This window comes from Nonomuraea sp. NPDC050153 (assembly GCF_044460125.1).
Lineage (GTDB): Bacteria > Actinomycetota > Actinomycetes > Streptosporangiales > Streptosporangiaceae > Nonomuraea.
The window spans coordinates 1-16,477 of sequence record NZ_JBITJQ010000019.1; the positions used below are offsets into that span (position 1 = coordinate 1).

The following is a 16,477-nucleotide window of genomic DNA, read 5'->3' on the forward strand; positions in this document are numbered from 1 at the left end:
CATGACGGGCCGGGGCCTGCTACCGGGCGCTCCGATGCTTACCCGGACGGGACTTTCACCCGCAGGCCTGGACCAGCTTCCAGGACGCAACATGCAGGTCAGCTTACGCGCACCTTTAGCATTCTTTATTTGTGCTTTACGGCTGTCAGTCCGGACAATGACGGCCATGGACCTCCTCTTCGCCGCCGTCGGCTGGGTGGGCGCCGCCCTGCTGCTGGTCGGGTACGTTCTGGTCACGCAGTCCCGGTTGCCCGGCGACGGCGCGGCGTACCAGCTCATGAACCTCGCCGGCTCGCTCGGGCTCATGGCCAGCAGCGCCTACAGCGCCGCCTGGCCGTCGGCCGGCCTCAACCTGATCTGGGCGGGCATCGGCGTCTTCGCCCTGGTCAAGCTCGCCCGCGTAGGAGTGTCCGCGTGATCGTCGAACTCAGCCACCGCATCGTGGACGGGATGGTCACCTATCCCGGCATTCCCGGCCCGAAACTGGGGGTGCATCTGAGCCGGGAGGACTCGCGCAAGGTCTACGCGCCCGGCACGGAGTTCCACATCGGCGTGATCACGCTCGCCGCCAACACCGGCACCTACCTCGACACCCCGCACCACCGCTATCCGGACGGGCCCGACCTGTCGCAGGTGCCGGTCAGCAGGCTGGCCGACCTGCCCGGCCTCGTCGTGCGGGGCGGCGCGGGCCGCGAGGTGGCGATCGACAAGGACCTGGACGTACGGGGACGGGCCGTGCTGATCCACACCGGCTGGGACCGCCACTTCGGCACCGGCGCCTACCTCCACGGCCACCCCTACCTGGCGCCCGGGTCGGCGCAGTGGCTGGCCGACCAGGGGGCGGCGCTGGTGGGCATCGACTCGCTCAACATCGACGACACCCCGCCGCACGGCGAGCGGCCCGCCCACACGATCCTGCTGAAGGCGGGCATCCCGCTGGTGGAGCACCTGACGGGCCTGGGGGCGCTGCCCCCGGAAGGCTTCCGCTTCCACGCCGCGCCCCCGATGGTCGCGGGCATGGGAACCTTCCCGGTCAGGGCCTACGCGGTCGTGCCCTAATCGTCGTCGTTATCGGCTTCGTCCCAGGCCTTGTTGCGGTCGGCGGCGCGCTGCAGCGCCCCGGCCGCTTCCTGCTCGGAGGCGTAGGGACCCATCCGGTCCTTGTTGGGGCAGCCCTGCTCGGGCTCGACCCGCATGTGCTTGAGACAGAACCACCACTGGCCTTCGCTCACGGGGTCAATTCTGCCCCGTAGACTCATGTTTCATGACGACACTGCTCCAGCCCGGCCGAGTTTCGCCCATGCGAAAGGTCCCCGCCCAGATCGAGCGGCCGGAGTACGTCGGCAAGAAGCGCCCCAAGACCGGCGAGTCCGACGTGAAGAGCCCCGAGATCATCGAGCGCATGCGGGTGGCCGGCCGGATCGCCGCCCAGGCGCTCGACGAGGTCGCCAAGCACATCCGGCCGGGCGTCACGACCGACGAGCTCGACAGGGTCGGCCACGAGTTCCTCATCGACAACGGCGCCTACCCGAGCACGCTCGGTTACAAGGGTTACCCCAAGTCGCTGTGCACGTCGATCAACGAGGTCATCTGCCACGGCATCCCCGACGACACCGTGCTCCGGGACGGTGACATCGTCAACGTCGACATCACCGCCTACATCGGCGGCGTGCACGGCGACACCGACGCCACCTACCTGGTGGGCGAGGTCGACGAGGAGTCTCGGCTGCTGGTGGAGCGCACGCGCGAGGCGATGATGCGGGCCATCAAGGCGGTCGCGCCCGGACGGCAGCTCAACGTGGTGGGCCGGGTCATCGAGGCGTACGCCAAGCGCTTCGGCTACGGCGTCGTCCGCGACTTCACCGGCCACGGGATCGGCACGAGCTTCCACTCCGGGCTCATGGTGCCCCACTACGACGACCCGTCGCTGCGGGTGGAGCTGGTGCCGGGGATGACGTTCACGATCGAGCCGATGCTGACGCTGGGCACCATCGAGTACGACATCTGGCCGGACAAGTGGACGGCGGTGACCAAGGACCGCAAGCGCACGGCCCAGTTCGAGCACACGATCGTGGTCACCGAGACGGGCAGCGAGATCCTCACCCTCCCCTGACCCGCGTCAGCCGCGTTTGGGCACCACCCCGGTCACCGTCGTGCCCTCACCGAGCACGCTGTTGACCGACAGGCTCCCGCCGAGCTCCGCGAACGCCGCCCGCATCCTGGCGATCCCGCTTCCCGCCCCCGCGGCGGGAAAGCCCTGGCCGTTGTCGCTGACCGTCATCCGGAGCCCGCTCTTGGAGACCGTCACGGCGATGGACACGGTCCGCGCCCGGCTGTGCAGCTCGACGTTGGACAGGGCCTCGTCCATCGTCGCCATGACGGCCCGGGTGACCTGGGACGGCACGTCGGTGGCCGGCAACGCCCAGGTCTCGACGGCGATCCCCGTGCGCTCGGACCATGCGGCCAGACAGCTCTCTAGAGCCTCGGCCAGGCTCTGCCCCCCGCGCATCCGTGTCTCTTCCGACAATGGTTCTCGCCTTCCTAGGCACGCCGGGCCTGCGCCGGTCCCCACTCCGGCGCTCCCACCTGGCGGTGCGCGTCCCCCCTCAAGGCCTACGCACGCTGGTCATGGGGTTATGCCCGTCTCCCCTGCGAGACAGGCTACCTGGCGGTACAGAGACTTGTAGTGGGAAGATAGAAGGCCATGGCCGAACGGCTACTCGCCGGAAACCTGCCGCTCACCTTTGTCCGCGCGGTTGAGACGGGCGAGGTAGGCGTTGTAGGAGTCGAGTTCGGAGTCGGCGCCGGAGCGGTCGGCCTTGCGGTCGGTGCGCCGCGCCTGCCGCTCGTCGTCCTGATACCACTGCACGGCGATGGCCAGCAGCACGATCAGCGTCGGGATCTCGCCGAAGCCCCAGGCGATGGCCCCGCCGTCCTGCTGCGTCTGCAGCAGCGAGGGCCCCCAGGCGCGGCCCAGCTGCTCGTACCAGCCGGAGGCGATCACCGTGCCCATCATCATCAACGCGACCCCGAAGAACGCGTGGAACGGCATCGTGACGAAGAGCATGAGCAGCCGCCCGACGTACGGGAGCCGGTTGGGGGCGGGGTCGATCCCGATGATCACCCAGAAGAACAGGCACCCGCTGAGCAGGAAGTGGAGGGTCATCCAGATGTGCCCGAGATGCTCCTCCATGGCCGACTCGAAGAGCGGCGTGAAGTACAGCGCGTACGTCGAGGCGATGAAGATGGCCGTGGCGACGGCGGGATGCGTGACGACCTTGGTGAACCGGCTGTGCAGGATCGTCGTGATCCACTCCCGCGGCCCCCGGTCGCCCCGCCGGGTGGCGGGCTTGAGCGCGCGCAGGGCCAGCGTGACGGGCCCGCCGAGGACGAGGAAGATCGGCACGACCATGGAGAGGGTCATGTGCTCGATCATGTGGATGTCGAACAGGACCTTGGCGTAACGGGCCAGCCCGCTCTGCGTGGCGAACACCAGCAGCGCGATCCCGACGTACCAGGAGGCCGTGCGCCCCCACGGCCACTTGTCGCCGCGCTTGCGCAGCCGGCGCACGCCGAGCGCGTAGAGCCCGGCCAGCACGGCGGCGACCGTGGCGAAGAACAGGTCGAACCACCACAGGGAGAACACGTTGCCGAGCGTGATCTCGGCGGGAAGGGGGAAGCCGAGCAGCTCGAAGGCCCGGTCGGCGGGCACGGTGAACTCGGGCGGCGGCGTGCGCGACAGCGCCACGGCCACTCCGACGGTGGCCAGCATGAGCACCATCTCGCCGCCGGCCAGCCGGGTGAACGCGCGCGGCCTGCCCTTGCCGAGGTCGGCCAGCGTGCGCTGCCGGTGCCAGTAGCCGATGTAGCCGAGCAGCACGAACGCCACGATCTTGACCACGGCGAGCAGGCCGTACTGGGTGGTCCACAGGTCGGACACCGCACCCAGCCGCGCGACCAGGCTGAACACCCCGGACAGCCCCACCCCGGCGTAGCACCACACGGCCATGTCGGAGAACCGGCGCGCGGCCACCTCGAGCTGCGGCTGCTTGCGGACCGCGTGGAGGGCCAGCACGGCGAGCCCGCCCACCCACAGGGCGAGGGCGAGCAGGTGGAGCGACACCGCCGACGTGGCGAGGTCGTGGTTGGGCGAGGAGGAGGTGTGGCCGGTGAGCGGCGCGGGCAGCAGCGTCACCAGCGCGAAGACCAGCAGGCCCGCCGCGGCCCCCGCGGTGATGGCGCCGCGGGAGAACAGCGCGATCGCCACCCCGAACAGCACCACGAGCGTGAGCGCCACGCCCTGCGTGGTCTGGGTGGCGTAGCTGGTGAGGAAGGTGCGGTCGAGGATCTGGGGAACGGTCCTGCCGATGGACTCGGCGGTGCTGAACACGATGGCGACGAAGGCCGACCCGGCCCAGGCGAGGGCCGCCCACGAGGCGGCCTTGACGTACTGGGTGGCGGTCCTGCCGAGCACGCCCTTGTCGTTGGGCAGCAGCGCGGCGGCCATGAGCAGCAGGCCGACGGTGGCCACGCCCGCCATATCCATGAGCAGCTTGGACAGCGGCAGACCCCAGCGGACGACCGCGCCGGAGTCGGGCAGGCCGGGGATGATCCTGGGGAACGCCCTGCCGCCGGCGATCATGCCGATGACCAGGGCGACGACCGCGGCGGCCGCCCCGGCGAGCGCGAGCCGCGCCGCTTTGCTCATGGCTTCTTCTTCCGCGCGCTGAACAGGAAACCGATGCCGATGCCGACGAGCGCGCCGATCACGATGATCAGCCAGACGGGGAACGTCACCGGCTGCGCGGCCGAAGCCCGGTCGGTGGCGGGGTCGGTGGCGGGCGGGGTCTGGGCGGGCTGCGTGGCCGGTGCCGAGGTGGCCAGCGCCGATGCGGCCGGCGCCGCGCTCTCGGAGGCGCTGGAGGTCGGGCTGGGGGACGGGCTGGGGGACGGCGTCTTCGCCCCCTTCACCCGGAACGGGATCTCACCCTCGATCGGATGCCCGTCGGACGAGACGACCCGGTAGGCGATCGTGTACTTCCCGTCGGGCACGGGCTCCTTGACCGCCTGGGTCACCACCTTGCCGTCCGCCTGCGGCTTGCCGCTCTGCAGCTCGGCGCCGCCGGGGCCGCGCACGATGACGAACGGCAGGCGCACACCCGCGGTGAACTCCAGCCGCACCTCGTCAAGGCTCTTGACCTCGGCGTCCTTGGCCGGGGAGCTGCTCTTGAGCGCGTCGTGCGCCAGCGCGGGAGCCGCCATGCCGAACACGAGCACGAGCAGGGCGGCGGCAGTCGCGGCGAGGGCCGCAAGCGGGGATCTCTTCATGGCACCCCCCAGGCTACCGACGCCACCGCCCGGTCCGGACCTCGCTATAGCCCCGCACAGGCAAGCGCCCGCTGGTACGCCTCCACGGCCCCGTCGGCGTCACCCAGCATCTCTATGCTCTCGGCCGCGGCGTACCAGGTGCTGGCCACCTTCCGCGAGTCGGGCAGCGGCGTGAGCCGGTCACGTACGGCATGCGCGTGGGTCTCGGCCTCCGCGAAGTTCCCCAGGGCCCCGTGGGCCCGGCTGAGAAGCAGATCGGCCTCCGCGCCGAGGGCGCGGGCGTTGCCCGGCAGCACGGCCTGCCCGGCCTGGATGTGACCGAGGGCATCGGCGGCCAAGCCGAGGACGATCTCGGCCCGGGCCAGCTCGGTCTGGGTTCGGCCCAGGTCGACCGCACTCGCCGAGGTCTGCGTAAGCTCCCCCGTGGCCCGCGCCAAGATGTCACGGGCCGCCTTCGCCTGATCGGGTCGCACCCGCATCAGCTGCGAGCCGAAGAAGGATCGCACGCGAGCGAGATTGCGCGGGTGGCCGTTCTCCGACTGCACCGCCAGTGCGCGCTCGGCAAAACCGAGCGCCTCCTCACCGTGCCCGGTGCTCTGCGCCACCAGCGAGGCGTTCCAGCAGGCGGCGACGATCGATCGGGGCGTGCCCAGCAGGTCGGCGGCGTTGAGCAGCTCGGCAGCGAACTGGCTGGCGCGGAGCAAGTCGCCGCGGTAGAGGTAGGCCGACAGGAGTGTGGAGCCCAGCTCGACGAGGAGATCCGTCCAGACCGGACGGGTGTGCGCCCCCAGAATTTGCTCTCCGACCCCGACCGCCTCGGTGAGCCTGTCGCGGTCGCGATAAACCCGGCAGAGGGCGATGGCGAGTTCGGTCGCGCGCTCCTCCGTGATTTCCTCGCTCCGCAGCCGAGTGAGGATGGAGATCGCCTCATCGAGGTCGCCGGCCGCCTCCGTGGCCAATGCCAACCCGAATTCCGTATCTTGACGAAGCTTGGTGAGACCTGTCAGGTTGTTGTCCGTCAGTAGCTCAGCGAAGCGGGCCCGAGCCTCGGAGACCTCACCGTTCTCCAGGGCGAGTCGCGCGTAGCCAAGTGCCAGCTCGATGTCCTCCATCTGCTCGGCCGTGACACCGTTGACCAGATAGGAGAGGGAACAGTCGAGCTTCTGAGCCAACAGCTCGAGCACCGCCGGAGTCGGGGTGCGCTTGCCGCTCTCGATCAGAGAGACGTAGCTGTCCGACAGCTCCGGGTGTGCGAGCTGCGCCTGAGACAGGCCTCGTTGACGCCTGACCGTCTTAATACGGAGTCCGACCATGTCAGATGTGGTCACCGCTGCCGCTCCCTGAGATTATTACGTCCGAGCACCACACACAGGCTAGGGAGAGACCCCATGCGCATCCGTGCCGCCCTGTCCGTACTTGTTGCCGTGATTGCGGCCGTTGTGGCCGTTGGAGGTAATGCTACGACCGTGAGTGCCGAATCGTCTCTAGCGATACAAGCCGATGGCGTCCCCTGTTGCTGACCTGTTGCCGAGCAACAGACGACGACATCACGGTCCGGAGCCGACCTGGGCGGCCACGTGTCCCTGGGCGCGAGGAAAAGTCGACCTGGTCCGCCATGCTTGACAGGCTCCTCCCTGTGAGCTCTTCCACTCGCCGGACCCACTAGCGAACCGTGTGCACGTGCACGTGAAGCCGTTTGGCGTAGGCGTTCCACGAGTCGGCGCAGTCGAGAAGTTGCCGAGCGCGCGCACCAGCTCCGGCTGGTGCCTGCGCTCGTAGTCGAGCAGCGGCGACAGCAGCCGACTGACGAAGGGGCGGCGCGCGTCCCCCGGCAGAGTGGCCGACAGCAGCAGGTTCGTCTCTCCAGGTGAAGGCGAAATTCCTGCTTGTTGCCGAGCAGCATAGGGCCGGGGCGGCATGATCGATCTGCCCGCGGCGGGCGGCCCGTGGCGCCCATGGCCGGCGATTCCTCGACCACCTGGCCGCCCAGCGTGGCGGGACGGGACGGCGGGTGCCGGCCGATCTCGGGGCCGCCACATTGACGATCGCGTACGGAACCGCTAGAGAAGCGCATTCGCCAGCCACTGACCGATGCCGCATCCACCCCGCAGGCAATGCCGCCTCAACATGGCCTCCCTTCCGGCGCTGTCGATAGCCTAGCGGCCGGCTCATATATTGGATCTACATCGTCTCCCTCGCTTTACGGGATCGCGAGGGGGTTACGCTGCCTTGTTGACACGGGTTGGAGGCAACAGGGGGTCGGCATGAGCGACGGGATCTTCATCCACCTACTGGGAGCGGTGACCGCCACTCGCGGATCACAGTCGATCGACCTTGGCCCCGCCAGGCAGCGGGCCGTTCTCGCCATCCTCGCCTTGTCCGCCGCCCGTCCGGTTCCGTTGGACCAGCTTGTCGCCGATATCTGGGGCGAGGGTGCGCCGCGTAACGCCGAGCAGAGCGTCTACACCTACATCGCCGGCCTGCGCCGTGCCTTCGAGCCTGATCGCGGGCGTCGCAAGCCCTCGCAGCTGCTGGCCGGGACCCCGGCCGGCTATGTCTTATCCCTGCCGTCTGCACAGGTGGACGGGTCTCTGTTCACGGAGCAGGTCAGCGAGGCCCTCCGGGCGCGGCGCGACGGCGACGACCTCCAGGCGCTGCATCTGCTCGACCAGGCCATGGCCATGTGGCATGGCACCGCGCTGAGCGGCCTGTCCGGGCCGTTCGCAGAGGCGGAACGGGCCCGCCTGGACGACCTGCGACTGACGGCGCAGGAGCACCGCGCGGACAGCCTGCTGCGGCTGGGGCAGCACTCTGAGATCCACTCTGAGATCGCCGACGAGCTCCGGGACCTCACCCGGCGTCACCCGCTACGCGAGCGAATGCGTGAGCTGCTCATGACGGCCCTGCTCCGCGCGGACCGCCGGGCGGAGGCGCTGGAGGTGTACGAGCAGGGCCGGACTCTCCTGGCCGAGGAGCTGGGTCTGTCGCCGGGAGAGGGCCTGCGTCGCTGCCACGAGATGGTGCTACGCGCCGACGCGATCGCCTCCTCGGCCGCCCCTGCCCCGCGCACGCTGGTCGAGACTCCCGTCTCAGGCAGCGCGGTTCCCGGCGCGCAGGCACCACACCAGCTGCCCCGCTCATTGGCGGAGTTCGTCGGCAGGATGCCGGAAATCGTGCGGTTGAAGGAGCGGCTCGCACCCAAGGACGACAGCCCGCCCCTGCCGCTGCTGATCGTCTCGGGGCCGCCTGGCATCGGCAAGTCCGCGCTGGCCGCACATGTCGCCAACCTGATGGTGGAACGCTTCCCCGACGGGCAACTCTACGTGAACTGCCGGGGCGCCACGCCTGATCTTCCCGCGCTCACCGCGCTCGACGTGTTGGGACGATTCTTGCGCGGGCTCGGCGTGCCCTCCCACGCCGTGCCCGCCGACCTTGACGAGGCAGCGGCCATGTGGCGCAGCCGTCTGCACGACCGCCAGGTGCTGGCGCTGCTGGACGACGCCGCTGACTTGGTCCAGATCCGGCCGCTGCTGGCGGTTCCGGTCGGCAGCGCGCTGCTGGTCACGAGCCGCGAGAGCATGACCTGGGGCGAGGATGCCTACCAGCTGGAGCTCGGCAGGTTGTCCGAGGAGGAGGCGGCCGCAATGCTGGCCAAGCTCGCCGGCGTGGGGCGGGTCGCGGCCGATGCGGAAGAGACGGCCAGGCTCGTACGCCTGTGCGAGGGCCTCCCACTGGCGCTGCGCATCGCCGGAGCGCGCCTGGCCGGGCGCCCCGACTGGAGTGTGTCGGCCTTGACGGCCCGCCTGAGCGACGAGAGACAACGCCTGCACGAACTGGCCGTAGGCGACCTGGCCGTCCGTTCCAGCCTGGCCGCCAGCCACGCCGCACTCGAACGCGGCACACGGCCGGTGGACCGGCTGGCCGCGCGCGCCCTGGCGCTGCTCGGTCGGCTGCACGTGCCGGAAGTGACCGCTGAGGTAGCCGGCGCGCTACTCGTGGTCCCGAAGCCGGAGGCCGAGTCGGCGCTGGAACGGCTGGTGGATGCGCACCTGGTAGAGCGCGCCGGGCGTGAGCGCTACCAACTGCACGACCTTGTCCGCCTCTTCGCCGGCGAGCTGCGGCCGGCGGGCGCCCGCGAGGCGCTGATCCGCGTCCTGTCGTACTACGCCGCCTCTACGCGTCTGGCCAGTCAGGTCAGCGACCCACACCGTACGCAGCCGGCGTGGCCAGTCGAGGCGGCCCCCCACGCGGTGGTCACCCCGGAGGAGGCGAGAACGTGGTTGTACGAGGAGGAGGGGGTTCTGTTCGCTGCGGCGGTCCAGGCCCTCAACTCCGCCGACGACACGATCGCCGGGCTCGGCATCAATCTCGCATTCGGCCTGTTCCGGCATCAGGAGCGCGCGTATCACACATCGGAGGCGTACAAGCTGAACACCCTCGCTCTGCGGGTGAGCGAGCGGCTCGGCGACGAGGCGAGCGCCGCGCTGGCGCACGGCCACATCGCCTGGGCCCTGCGCCTGACGGCACGCATCGATGAGGCCGTGGCGCATCTCCAGGCCGAGTTGACGATCGCCAGGCGGCTCGGCGACACCTTCAGGGAGATGTGCACACTGGGCAACCTCGCCAGCGCCTTCGACTCGGGACAACGCTACGAGGAGGCCTTGCCCTGGGCAGAGTGTCAACTCACGCTGGCCAGGCGCATCGGCGCGGGCGTGGGAGCGCGGTACGCGCTGATGATCAAGGGCTATGCCCTCGCGGGCATGGGGGACCCGGACAAGGCGCTCGAGCCGCTGCACGAGGCTCTGGCCGACGCTGCGAAAACGGGAGACGCCAGCCACGAAGCACAGATCCGCACCGCGCTGGGCGAAGCCCACCTCGACATGGACGACCCGCAGCAGGCCCTGTCCTATCTCCTCACGGGCCACGACCTGATTATGGAGAACGGCTACCGGATCGGGCTCGTACGCTGCCTGATCGCGATGTCACGCGCATTTCGGACGCTGGGTGAGCTCGACCGGGCTCTGGCCTGCGTCACCGAGGCCATCGCCGGCGGCGGCGGGCTCGGGCATCCCCGCTGGGAGCAGCGGCTGAGGGAGGAGCAGGCGGCCGTGGCCGAGGCTCGGGCGGCTATCTCGGCGGGCCCGTGTCTCTGAGCGCCAGGAAGAAGTCCACGCGGTCGGCCATCGTGGACAGGTTTCTGCCGGTCAGCTCCTCGACCCTGCGGATCCGGTAGCGGACCGTGTTCACGCGGACGTGCAGCCGCTCCGCGCAGACGTTCCACCAGCCTGAGCAGTCGAGGAAGATCCCGAGCGTGCGCACCAGCTCGGACCGGTGCCGCCGGTCGTAGTCGAGCAGCGGCGACAGCAGCCGGCTCGCGAACGAGCGGCGCACGCCGCCTGACGGGGTGGCCAACATTCGCGCAATTCGTTGATCTCGGCAGTAGCGGCACCGTCTACATTTCCCCTCTCCTCACGCCACAGCGATCTTCACTACGCTGCCTTCTCGACGGGAATCCGGGGACAAGTCGAGGAGGCAGCATCAGCGAAGGAATCCTCATCCGCCTTCTCGGCGAGGTGACCGCCGAGTTCCGCCGTCAGGGCGCCGAAGAACCCATCGATCTCGGACCTGCCAGGCAGCGGACCGCCCTGTCGATCCTGGCCGCGGTGGCCCCGCACCCTGTCCCCATGGATCGGTTGGTCGCCGGCATCTGGGGGGAGAACGCCCCGCGCAATGCCGAGCAGAGCGTCTACACCTATGTCGCCGGCCTGCGCCGCGTCTTCGAGCCCGGTCGCGGGCGGCGCGAGCCGTCGCGGGTGCTGGCGGGAACGCCGGCCGGCTATGTCTTACAGGTGGAGCCCGCCCAGGTGGACGCGCTGCTGTTCGCCGAGGGGATCGAGGAGGCCAGGCGGGTCCAGCGCGCAGGCGACGACCTCCAGGCCGTGCGCCGCCTCGACGAGGCCCTGGGGATGTGGCGCGGCACCGCGCTGAGCGGGCTGTCCGGCCCGTTCGCGGAGGCGGAGCGCGATCGCCTGGAGCAGCTCCGGCTCGCCGCCCTGGAGCTGCGCGCGGAGAGCCTGCTGCGCCTGGGCCGCCACCGGGACATCGTCGAAGAGCTGGGAGACCTCACCCGCCGAAACCCGCTGCGCGAACGGGCCCGCGAGTTGCTCATGACGGCCCTGTTCCGCTCGGGCAACCCGGCGGAGGCACTGAAGGTCTACGAGGAGGGCAGGGTCCTGCTCGCCGAGGAACTCGGCCTGTCACCGGGCGAGGGCTTGCGCCGGTGCTACGAGATGGTGCTGCGAGCCGACGCGGCGCCCGCCCCGAGCGCGCCGACGCCCCATGAGACACCACACCAGCTGCCCCGCCCGCTCGCGGAGTTCGTGGGCAGGTCCGCGGAGACAGGGTGGCTGACGGAGCGGCTCGCGCCGCGGGGCGAGACCTCGTCGAGCCCGTTGGTGATCATCACCGGGCCGCCGGGCGTCGGCAAGTCGGCCCTCGCCGCCCACGTCGCTCACCTGGCCAAGGACCGCTTCCCCGACGGACAGCTCTACGTCAACTGCCGGGGGGCCACGCCCGAGTTGCCCGCGCTCACCCCGCTCGACGTGCTCGGGCGGTTCCTGCGGGCGCTCGGCACGCCGCCCAGCGCCGTGCCCGCCGATCTGGACGAGGCGGCGGCCGCGTGGCGCAGCCGCCTGCACGACCGGCGGGTGCTGGTCCTGCTGGACGACGCCGCCGACCTCGCGCAGATCCGGTCGCTGATGTCGGCCTCGCTCGGCAACACGCTGCTCGTGACCAGCCGGGAGAGCATGAGCTGGGGCGAGGACGCCGTCCAGCTGGAGCTCGCCAGGATGTCCCAGGCGGACTCGGCCACGATGCTGGCCAACCTGGCCGGCACGAGCCGGATCTCGGCCGACGCGGGCGAGACGGCCAGGCTCGCCCGGCTGTGTGACGGCCTCCCGCTGGCGTTGCGCATCGCGGGAGCGCGCCTGGCCGGCCGCCCTGACTGGAGCGTGTCCACGCTGGCTGCCCGCCTGAACGACGAGCGGACCCGGCTGCACGAGCTCGCGGCCGGCGACCTGGCGGTCCGCTCCAGTCTGGCCGGCAGCCACACCGCGCTCGAACGCGGCTCGCGCCCCGTGGACCGGCTGGCCGCGCGCACGCTGGCGCTGCTGGGGCTCCTGCACGTGCCCGAAATGACCGCGGCGGCCGCGGGCGCGCTGGCCGGCATCACGCCCGGCGAGGCGGAAGCGGCCCTGGAGCGGCTGGTGGACGCCCACCTGCTCGATCGCGCCGGCCCCGGCCGCTACCAGTTGCACGATCTCGTCCGCCTCTTCGCCGGCGAGCTGCGTCCCCACGACTCACGCGGGGCGCTGATCCGCGCGCTGTCGTACTACGCCGCCTCCACGCGCCTGGCCAGCCACGTCAGCGACCCACACCGCACTCAACTATCGGCCCCGGTCGACGCGCCCTCGCACGAGATCAGCACCGCGGAGGAGGCGCGGGCATGGCTGCGCGAGGAGGAGGCCATCCTGTCGGCCGCGGCCGTGCAGGCGCTGAACTCTCCTGACGACACGATCGCCCGGCTGGGCGTCAACCTCACGTTCGGCCTCCTCTGGCACCAGAGTCGCGCCTACCACATGGCGGAGATGAAGGAGCTGAACACGCTGGCGTTGCGGGTGAGCGAGCGCCTCGGGGACGAAGCCAGCGCCCTGCTCGCACACGGCCACATCGCCCTCGCCCTGCAGATGACGGGACACACGGATGAGGCCGTCGCGCACCAACGATCCGAGCTGGAGCTCGCCCGGCGGCTCGGCGACGCCTTCGCCGAGATGCGAACGCTGGGCAACCTGGCCAACACCTACAACTCGGGGCAACACTATGAGGAGGCGCTGTCGTTTGCGGAGCTCCAGCTCGCACGGGCCAGGAGCATCGGCGCGAGCGTGGGGGTCAGGTACGCACTGCTGATGATGGGGGAATCCCACCTGGGGGCGGGAGGTCCGGAGAAGGCGCGCGAGGCGCTGCATGAGGCGCTGGCCGACGCCGAGGAGGCAGGAGACTCCGGCTACGAAGGGCAAATCCGACTCGCACTCGGCGAGGCCTACCTCGACCTGAAAAGCCCGAAGCAGGCTCTGCCACACCTTCTCCGTGCTCTTGAACTGATCTCGGCGAGTGGTTACCGAATCGGGAAGGTACGCTGCCTGATCGGGCTGTCGCGCATGTACCGGATGCTTGAGGACCCCAACCGGGCATTTTCCTTCGTCACCGAGGCGGCCGCATCCGGCGGAGCATTCGGGCACGTCACCTGGGAGCAGCGGCTGAGGGAAGAACAGGCGGCCGTGGCCGAGGCTCGGGCGGCTATCTCGGCGGGCCCGTGTCTCTGAGCGCCAGGAAGAAGTCCACGCGGTCGGCCATCGTGGACAGGTTTCTGCCGGTCAGCTCCTCGACCCTGCTGATCCGGTAGCGGACCGTGTTCACGTGCACGTGCAGCCGCTCCGCGCAGGCGTTCCACGAGCCAGCACAGTCGAGGAAGATCTCAAGCGCGCACACCAGCTCGACTGGCGCCTGACTCCCCCACCACGCTCCTATGGCCGGGGTTCAGGCCCCGAATCGTCGTCGAAAAGGTCGTCGATGTGCGTGGCTTCGAGGGCGCGCCGCAGCCAGATCTCCAGGAGGGCAAGATCGGTGCAGGTGGTGATCTCCCGATGCCGGGCGGGGGGAATGTCGATGCCGCGGACGCGCAGGACGGTGCACAGAGCGGCCACCTCTCCCATGGCGCGGCCTTGTTCACCGCCTTCTTTCCAGCCTTCTTTCCAGCCTTCTTCCCGGCCTTCTTCCCGGCCTGCGGCCTGGCCCTTGCGGTACAGGTTCTGGGCCCAGGGGCTGTGCTCGGGGATGTAGATCGTCACGGTCTCCTCCAGAAGACGGCGGGCCTGCGGCGCGGCCATGTCGATAGTGTAACCAAACAACGACGCCGCGTCATCGTCCGGCAAGTCGCCGAGGAGCTTGATGAATGCCTCGGCGACTTCCGGCAGGTGGCCGTGCGCCATCACCGACAGCGCCGCCACCAGCAGGTCCGCGGCCATTTGCGTCGGGTCGGTCAGGACGGGGATGCGGTCGGGCCCGACGATCACCGGGTCCATGGTGATGGTCAGGCAGCCACTCTGGATCTCCACCGGCTCGGTGAAGCACGCCGCGTCGGGATCGGGCGTGATGAAGATGACGTAGACCGGTTTGCGAGTCTCCAGCCGCAGCATTTCGGCTGCCTCGACGGTCTGCCGCAACTTCTGCTCGGACATTTCGGTCTCAACCTCGACGATGGTGGAAAACCATCGGTCTTGGGGCGGGCCGGCGAACACGACGGTGTCGGCATGCATCTCCCTGGAGATGCGGTCGCGCAGGTCGCCCGGCCCCACCCACAACGGACCGCCAGTCGGCAGTTCGATCCCGCCGACCTCGCGCAGCAGGCGGATCGGCAGGTCAAGATGGTCGCGGATAAGCCGGGTGAGGGCGTCGTGCCGGGGGGAGGGCATGCACGCAACGTTATCATCCGATCACGCATTCGTATGGCTTTCGGCAAACAGCCCGACGCCGGTTCGCGATCAGCCCGGAAAGCAAGCAGGAAGGCCCGCGGAAAGATCGGCTTACCTGGGCGGGCCCGTGTCTCTGAGCGCGAGGAAGAAGTCCACGCGGTCGGCCATCGTGGACAGGTTTCTGCCGGTCAGCTCCTCGATCCTGCGGATCCGGTAGCGGGCCGTGTTCACGTGCACGTGCAGCCGCTCCGCGCAGGCGTTCCACGAACCGGCGCAGTCGAGGAAGATCCCGAGCGTGCGCACCAGCTCGGACTGGTGCCGCCGGTCGTAGTCGAGCAGCGGCGACAGCAGCCGGGCCGTGAACGAGCGGCGCACGTCCCCCGGCACCGTGGCCAGCAGCAGCGCGTGCGTGTAGATCTCGTCGCTGGTCACCACGCCCCCGGCGCGGGCCTCGGCCAGCCGCCGGGCGTGCCCGGCCTCCTCCACGCCTCCCTTGACGGCGGCGGCCCCGGTCAGCGCGCCGCTCACGCCGACGCACAGGCGGGTGTCGGGCAGGGCGGCCAGCACCCCGGCGCCGGCGCGCAGCCGGTCGGCCAGCTCGGCGGTGGTGCGCTCGCGCAGCGGCACCACGGCGACCGCGCCGTCCGCGCCCGCCGCCGCCACGACCTCGCGGCCGAGCAACTCCTCCACGACCTGGCCGCCGAGCGCGGCGGGGTCGGGGCCGCGGGTGGCGCCCGGCCTGGGCGCGGTGGCGTTCACGACGGCGTACGGCTCCGCCGCGTCGATCCCGCAGGTCCGCAGCCTGGCGTTGAGCTCGGCCGCGTCGGACTCGGCCAGCGCGGCCACGAGCAGCTGCTCGGTCAGGCGGCGCTCGACGCGGCGGCCCTCCTCCATGCGACTGCGTTCGAGGCCGACGCAGGACGCCAGCTCGTAGCCCAGGTCGGCGCGCCCCATCAGGTCGCCGTCGCAGGCCAGCGCCCAGCCCGCGGCCCGATGGCCGCGCCCGACCGCGAAGATCGTGTGGTCGCCGACGCGCGCGGGCAGCCGCGACGCGGTCAGGTACGCCTTCGCCAGCCGTACGGGATCCTCGGCCGCGCCCACGATCACCTCGCCCGAAGCGGACAGCACGGCGCCGGTGACGCCCAGCTCGGCGGCGGTCAGCTCGAACAGCTCGCGCAGGTCCACGCCCTCGGCGATGGCCGCGACCAGCCTGCGGTGGCGGCCGAGCGCGTCGCGCACGTCGCCCGCCAGCTGCGGCACGACCAGCTCCGCCAGCGTCCGGAACGACACCTCCGTCGGAACCTCGACCAGCGGCAGGCCGGCGGCCTCGCACGCGGCCACCAGGTCGGCCGGGACGTGCCCCAGCCGCGCCTGCCCCGCGCCCAGCGCGGCGACCCCGGCCTCCACCAGCGCCGCCACGAACCCGGCCGAGTCGCCCGGCTCGTGCCACCACATCAGCCCCGACAGCACCAGCTCGCCGCCGCCCAGGTAGCGTCCGGGCTCGGGCAGGTCGGTGATGTGCACGGCGTGGAACTCGTGGGAGGGGTCGCCGACGAGCAGGGTCAGGCGCAGTTCCTCGATGGCCAGCAGGTCAGAGATGCGCACTTGGAGGAATATAC

12 protein-coding genes and 2 pseudogenes are annotated in these 16,477 nt (G+C 70.5%); 5 read left to right on the forward strand and 9 right to left on the reverse strand.

Going from position 1 to position 16,477, the window contains the following annotated elements; genetic code table 11:
* The first annotated feature begins 166 nt into the window (after positions 1-166).
* Entirely contained in the window at positions 167-418 is a 252-nt protein-coding gene (locus ACIBQ1_RS36365; RefSeq protein ID WP_397283882.1) for a hypothetical protein, read from the forward strand.
* Entirely contained in the window at positions 415-1,059 is a 645-nt protein-coding gene (locus ACIBQ1_RS36370; RefSeq protein ID WP_397283884.1) for a cyclase family protein, read from the forward strand. Before ACIBQ1_RS36365 ends, ACIBQ1_RS36370 begins: the two co-directional genes overlap by 4 nt.
* Here the strand turns inward: ACIBQ1_RS36370 and ACIBQ1_RS36375 are convergent.
* Positions 1,056-1,232 carry a hypothetical protein gene (locus ACIBQ1_RS36375; protein ID WP_397284225.1) on the reverse strand — a complete coding sequence of 59 codons (177 nt, stop codon included), beginning with the start codon at positions 1,230-1,232 and terminating at the stop codon, positions 1,056-1,058. The two genes, ACIBQ1_RS36370 and ACIBQ1_RS36375, sit on opposite strands and share 4 nt — an antisense overlap.
* A gap of 32 nt (positions 1,233-1,264) precedes the next feature.
* Between ACIBQ1_RS36375 and map the strand changes: the two genes are divergently transcribed.
* Complete coding sequence (map, locus tag ACIBQ1_RS36380; RefSeq protein WP_397283887.1) at positions 1,265-2,113, forward strand: type I methionyl aminopeptidase; 849 nt, start codon at positions 1,265-1,267, stop codon at positions 2,111-2,113.
* Between the two features lie 6 nt (positions 2,114-2,119).
* Here the strand turns inward: map and ACIBQ1_RS36385 are convergent, their stop codons facing one another.
* The 4 genes from ACIBQ1_RS36385 to ACIBQ1_RS36400 form a co-directional block, all read right to left on the reverse strand.
* A complete protein-coding gene (locus tag ACIBQ1_RS36385) occupies positions 2,120-2,509 on the reverse strand; it encodes a sensor histidine kinase (protein WP_397283889.1) in 390 nt (129 codons plus the stop codon).
* Positions 2,510-2,716: 207 nt separating this feature from the next.
* Positions 2,717-4,708, reverse strand: a complete 1,992-nt coding sequence (locus ACIBQ1_RS36390) for a cytochrome c oxidase assembly protein (protein WP_397283891.1) — start codon at positions 4,706-4,708, stop codon at positions 2,717-2,719.
* Complete coding sequence (locus tag ACIBQ1_RS36395) at positions 4,705-5,328, reverse strand: copper resistance protein CopC (RefSeq protein WP_397283893.1); 624 nt, start codon at positions 5,326-5,328, stop codon at positions 4,705-4,707. Before ACIBQ1_RS36395 ends, ACIBQ1_RS36390 begins: the two co-directional genes overlap by 4 nt.
* 44 nt (positions 5,329-5,372) lie before the next feature.
* On the reverse strand, positions 5,373-6,656 hold the full coding sequence (locus ACIBQ1_RS36400; RefSeq protein WP_397283895.1) for a helix-turn-helix domain-containing protein: 1,284 nt from the start codon (positions 6,654-6,656) through the stop codon (positions 5,373-5,375).
* A 936-nt stretch (positions 6,657-7,592) separates the two neighbouring features.
* Between ACIBQ1_RS36400 and ACIBQ1_RS36405 the strand changes: the two genes are divergently transcribed.
* A complete protein-coding gene (locus tag ACIBQ1_RS36405; RefSeq protein WP_397283897.1) occupies positions 7,593-10,481 on the forward strand; it encodes a BTAD domain-containing putative transcriptional regulator in 2,889 nt (962 codons plus the stop codon).
* On the opposite strand, the pseudogene ACIBQ1_RS36410 reads toward ACIBQ1_RS36405, so the two are convergent.
* A pseudogene (locus tag ACIBQ1_RS36410) lies at positions 10,456-10,719 on the reverse strand (PucR family transcriptional regulator); the annotation flags it as partial. The gene ACIBQ1_RS36405 and the pseudogene ACIBQ1_RS36410 sit on opposite strands and share 26 nt — an antisense overlap.
* Before the next feature lie 293 nt (positions 10,720-11,012).
* Here ACIBQ1_RS36410 and ACIBQ1_RS36415 point away from each other — a divergent pair.
* On the forward strand, positions 11,013-13,709 hold the full coding sequence (locus ACIBQ1_RS36415; RefSeq protein ID WP_397283899.1) for a BTAD domain-containing putative transcriptional regulator: 2,697 nt from the start codon (positions 11,013-11,015) through the stop codon (positions 13,707-13,709).
* On the opposite strand, the pseudogene ACIBQ1_RS36420 reads toward ACIBQ1_RS36415, so the two are convergent.
* The 3 genes and pseudogenes from ACIBQ1_RS36420 to ACIBQ1_RS36430 form a co-directional block, all read right to left on the reverse strand.
* Positions 13,684-13,881 (reverse strand): annotated as a pseudogene (locus ACIBQ1_RS36420) (helix-turn-helix domain-containing protein); the annotation flags it as partial. The gene ACIBQ1_RS36415 and the pseudogene ACIBQ1_RS36420 sit on opposite strands and share 26 nt — an antisense overlap.
* Before the next feature lie 29 nt (positions 13,882-13,910).
* Positions 13,911-14,858 (reverse strand): hypothetical protein, encoded by a 948-nt coding sequence (locus ACIBQ1_RS36425; RefSeq protein ID WP_397283901.1) that lies wholly within the window; start codon positions 14,856-14,858, stop codon positions 13,911-13,913.
* A 111-nt stretch (positions 14,859-14,969) separates the two neighbouring features.
* Positions 14,970-16,463, reverse strand: coding sequence for a PucR family transcriptional regulator (locus tag ACIBQ1_RS36430; protein WP_397283903.1), 1,494 nt, complete (start codon positions 16,461-16,463; stop codon positions 14,970-14,972).
* Between the last annotated feature and the right edge of the window lie 14 nt (positions 16,464-16,477).